Origin of the sequence: Methanomethylovorans sp. (assembly GCF_050177135.1) — an archaeon.
Lineage (GTDB): Archaea > Halobacteriota > Methanosarcinia > Methanosarcinales > Methanosarcinaceae > Methanomethylovorans.
The window spans coordinates 1-4,651 of the sequence record NZ_JBFXHJ010000158.1 but is presented as its reverse complement, the minus strand read 5'-3'; the positions used below and the strand labels follow the sequence as shown (position 1 = coordinate 4,651).

At 46.2% G+C, this 4,651-nt stretch carries 5 protein-coding genes; all 5 read left to right on the top strand.

What is annotated here, in order from left to right:
- Nucleotides 1-479: tetratricopeptide repeat protein (locus AB7U21_RS10450; protein WP_428388870.1), on the top strand; the 479-nt coding region annotated here is incomplete at its 5' end.
- 55 nt (nt 480-534) lie between these two features.
- On the top strand, nt 535-1,848 hold the full coding sequence (locus AB7U21_RS10445; RefSeq protein WP_428388868.1) for a hypothetical protein: 1,314 nt from the start codon (nt 535-537) through the stop codon (nt 1,846-1,848).
- A gap of 130 nt (nt 1,849-1,978) precedes the next feature.
- Nucleotides 1,979-3,241 (top strand): cysteate synthase, encoded by a 1,263-nt coding sequence (locus tag AB7U21_RS10440; protein ID WP_428388866.1) that lies wholly within the window; start codon nt 1,979-1,981, stop codon nt 3,239-3,241.
- Nucleotides 3,242-3,245: 4 nt separating this feature from the next.
- Complete coding sequence (locus AB7U21_RS10435; RefSeq protein ID WP_298685787.1) at nt 3,246-4,010, top strand: ATP-binding cassette domain-containing protein; 765 nt, start codon at nt 3,246-3,248, stop codon at nt 4,008-4,010.
- On the top strand, nt 4,007-4,651 hold a 645-nt coding region (locus AB7U21_RS10430; RefSeq protein WP_428388863.1), incomplete at its 3' end, for a GTP-binding protein. The genes AB7U21_RS10435 and AB7U21_RS10430, both read left to right, overlap by 4 nt.

The window sequence follows — 4,651 nt, the reverse complement described above, 5'->3', positions numbered from 1 at the left end:
TCAGATATCTGGACAAGGCCCTGAAGATAACTCCCACCGATCCACAGGTGCTCCATGCAAAGGGTATGATACTTGCCATAAATGGAAATTTTGAAGATGCTGCTCTGATCTACCGCAAACTAAGAGATGACAATGCAGCGGACCTGCAGGCAATATCAGGCATGCTCCTGTGCCTGTTTGGAGAAGGGCGCTCAGCTGATGCACTTGCTCTGTATCAGGAGTCCACGGGCATGCTGCCCAAAACCCCACATGAGTGGCATCCGAAAGGCATGATAGATGGCATAGTGGCCGCATATTTTGAAACGAATGCATCCGGTGACCATGGAATGGCCCCGGAAAAGATAAAAGAGAGCTTCCGGCGCATGGAAGATATAATCGGCAACTTCGGAGCTGAGGTTCGGATGCTCTATACAATGGGAGAGATCTCAGGCAGTGAAGCATTCAGGAAAATACTGGAAAAAAAGAAAACTAAGAATTAAGCTATATTTGATCCATTACTGATCATCCATTTCAGCATGGAAGGTGATCATTCGCTTGGATATGCTGCAGAGGCTCTTTGGGACGGGCCGCAAAACGGCTCATGTTCCCAAAGCCGATGCACAGCGGAAGAAGGTTTCTTTATGTCGGCGTTCTATTTACACAATAGGCTCGGCACTTAACAGAACAGCTGCTTTTTTTTGTAATGCCACGCCCTTCACATATAATGCTCCCGAATATCGTGAATATATGCTCGTGCAGAGAAATGAACTGGATTTCAGGGAACAGTTGCAGCTTCATGATGCAAAGATGCGCCCCCTATTAATTGAACGGGCTGCAACCTTTGGTGTTCTTGACTCAGAGGTTGCTATGCTTCTGGATGGAATGATATCGGACCTTTTAGCACAATATCGAAGATGGACCAATGAAGATTTTCTGCTACAGGTCCGGCTTGAAGTACAGAGGCTTGCAGAAGATGAGCATGTGATGAACAAAGATAAACTCCTTCAGTTACAGCAGGATATTTCCGGCATTGGAGAACTGAGACCACTTCTGATGGGCGATCTTATCCTGAAGAAACTTGATGACAGATGTACGGAAGATGAGATAATGTTGCTTGAAGGACTTCAAAGGTTCGATTCCTTCAGGTTGCACATATCTGAGGACTTTGACAGGCTTTGTCCTGCCGACGGACTGTATTGTGATTCGCATAAGAGCATTCGACTCGTGCTAATGGGAAAGGATAGCTGGGATGATCTTTGTTCTTATGCACAGCATGAGTTCACCCATTTCCTCAACCATGAGAGATATTTCTTACCTGTGATCAGGAACTGGTATTTCCTGCGGGGTAATTACATGCAGCCTGAGGAACTGGCATCTTTGTACCTGGAACTCATTGATATAGTGCTGTTCCCTCTTACTGAAGATGAAAGGTCGCTGTCCTTTTTGAGAAAGGACCTGGAGATCTGCAAAGCTATAAGAGATGCTGTCATGGATGCTCTTCGGGCATTGCTCATAGATCTGCCAGAGATGTCTCAGATGCAAGAGAACCTTTATGCGCTCAATGAATACTTCAGCCTTTTCAGCATACTGGATGAGTCACTGGCCTATTTATCCGAAAGGCTCGGTTCTCAGATCTATGATAGCAATGCTCTTGCTGAAATGCACGCAACGGTTGCAGACAAGAATGATTTCAAGCTCTTTTATAATACTCTTGCAGTGGCATTGAAGGGAAAAGACCAGAAGGAATTCGATGAGAGTTGTATGCAACTCTGTGCAACATTTATAGATACATGGAATTCATATCCCCTCATGGCAGATCGTGAGGACACTCGGAAATATTTACGTGCCAGGATCCTGAGCCTCTGCTGAATTGTACCAGGGATCTTTCGGATAAATGGAGTATCCTTTACAGGATGTTCTTTAAATGATTATATCCGGATAAGGCAAGCATATTTCTATTCAAGGAAATCTATTTATTAGGTATTACCAACTTGGCCTTATGCATAAGTATTCCGTTATTTGTCCTATCTGTGGTGAGAGACAAGACCCAATGTCCTTGACATGCAGCAAAGGACATGATTCACTTTTACACACTTCTTACAAGACATCACAGATCATCCTCAAAGATCTGCCAGGGATATGGAAATTCTATGATTGGCTGCCTGTAAATGGCATTATCCCTGAAGGTTCGGGCAAAACAATAACATATAAAAGTGAGGCCTTTGCAAAGGAACTGGGTCTTTCGAACCTATATATAGCTTTTAATGGATACTGGCCTGAAAAGAATGCTTCCATGATGACCTGCACTTTCAAGGATCTGGAAGCTTTCCCTACCATGCAGAGATTGCTGGAAAGACTGGACAAAAGGATAATGGTTGTTGCTTCAGCAGGGAATACAGCCCGTGCCTTTGCACATGTATGCTGTATAACAGGACAGCCATTGTTGCTTGTCGTTCCGCAGAATAGTGCTCATCGGCTCTGGACACTTCCTGATGATACTTCTTCAATATGCCTGGTAACTGTCGAAGGTGATTATTATAATGCCATCGAGCTTGCCAATAAAATATCGGTTAGAGAGGGATTTGTAAGTGAAGGGGGAGCAAAGAACATTGCACGCAGGGATGGCATGGGTACAGTGATGCTTGATGCCGTGCTTGCTATGAAAACACTGCCTATGCACTATTTCCAGGCCGTTGGGAGCGGGACTGGCGGTATTTCCGCCTGGGAAGCATCCATTAGACTTATGCAGGACGGACGTTTTGGCAAAGTATTACCACAATTGCATCTTGCACAGAACCTGCCATGTGCTCCTCTGATCAGTCTGTGTTCAGGCGGCGCTGGAACTAAAGATGTACTGCATGAAGAATGTCCCGGGGACATGTATGATGATGTGCTTTTCAACAGGAAACCTCCATTTTCGGTAAAAGGAGGTGTACGGGATGCCCTGAAAGCCACTGGTGGCAGGATGTATGGCATCGATAATGCTGCTGCAGCTTATGCACATCAATTGTTCGAAGAATTGGAAGGCATTGATATAAATCCGGCTGCTGCAGTCGCAGTTGCCGCTCTTATGGAAGCTGTTAAAAATGGAAATATCGGCCATAATGACAGTATCGTTCTTAATATCACAGGCGGAGGAATGCAAAGATTGCACAAGGATCACAACCTGATCTCTATTACGCCTGATATGAGGGTATCTGCTCATGACCCGGAAGCAGAGTTGAAGATCGTAGAAAAAGTTTCTGAAAAGTTTAAGAGGTAGGAATATGAGGGATGTAATAACACTGACCATTCTGGGTGGTGTCAACAAGGAAGGAATTCCAGAGTCCATTGACAGGATAGAAGTAAACAAAGGTGAGATTATCGGCATAGTTGGCCCCACTGGCTCGGGAAAAAGCACGCTTATAGATGATATTGAGCAGCTTGCCCGGGGGGATACTTCTTCAGGCAGGCATATACTTATTAACGGTGAAGTACCGGACACTTCGATCAGAGTGGACCCACGGCTTAAACTGGTGGCTCAACTCTCTCAGAAAATGCACTTTCTGGCAGATATGACCGTGGAAGATTTCCTTATAATGCACGCCAGAAGCAGAGGGAAGGGGCCAGGACTTGTGCACCGTGTTTTGGAACTTGCCAATACCCTCACCGGAGAACCCATAGCCCTGCATCACCATCTTACAGCACTTAGCGGCGGTCAGTCACGTTCTCTCATGACAGCTGACATTGCTGTTATCAGTGATTCGCCTGTGGTGCTCATCGATGAGATAGAAAATGCAGGTATCAGAAAGCAGGAAGCTCTGGAACTGCTTGCATGTGAGGGCAAGATAGTGGTAGTTGTGACCCACGATCCTGTACTTGCACTCATGGCCACCCGCAGGATAGTGATGAAAAATGGCGGCATGGTGGATGTTATTACTACAAGCTCACAGGAACAACAGGTCTGTTGCAAGATAGCTGAAGTGGACAACTGGCTGCTCTCCCTCAGAGAAACCATCCGCAGGGGAGACCTTGTTGAGGGTACGGTATGAAACTTGTTGTAATTGCAGGTACTCCTGGGTCAGGTAAAACTTCTGTGTTGCTTCACACGATCAAAGCTCTTGTATCCCTGGGAAATTCCCCTGCAGTGGTCAAGATCGATTGTCTGTGGACAGATGATGACCAGAGGTTCCAGAGGCTTGGAATACCTGTGCAGGTAGGACTTGCTAAGGACATGTGTCCTGACCATTTTACGATCTACAACACAGAAGAAATGCTGAGATGGGCAGAGACCCAGGGTTCTGACATGCTGCTTAATGAAACTGCAGGTCTTTGCCTTCGATGTGCTCCCTATCCTGATGATTGCCTTGCTGTTTGTGTCATCGATGTGACCACCGGACCGAACACCCCTCTTAAGGTCGGCCCGCTGCTCACCACTGCAGATGTGGTGGTCATGACAAAGGGAGACGTGGTTTCCCAGGCAGAACGGGAAGTTTTCCGGGAAAGGGTCCTGGATGTGAATCCCGGATGCAGTATTGTGGAGGCAAATGGACTAACAGGTAAAGGCTCTTTTGAGCTTGCTGAGCTGATACGTGCTTCTCCTGATACAGGGATCGGGATGAAATTACGATATAATCCCCCTCTTGCAATTTGTTCTTTGTGTACCGGTGAGATGAGAGTGGCACGCAAACAC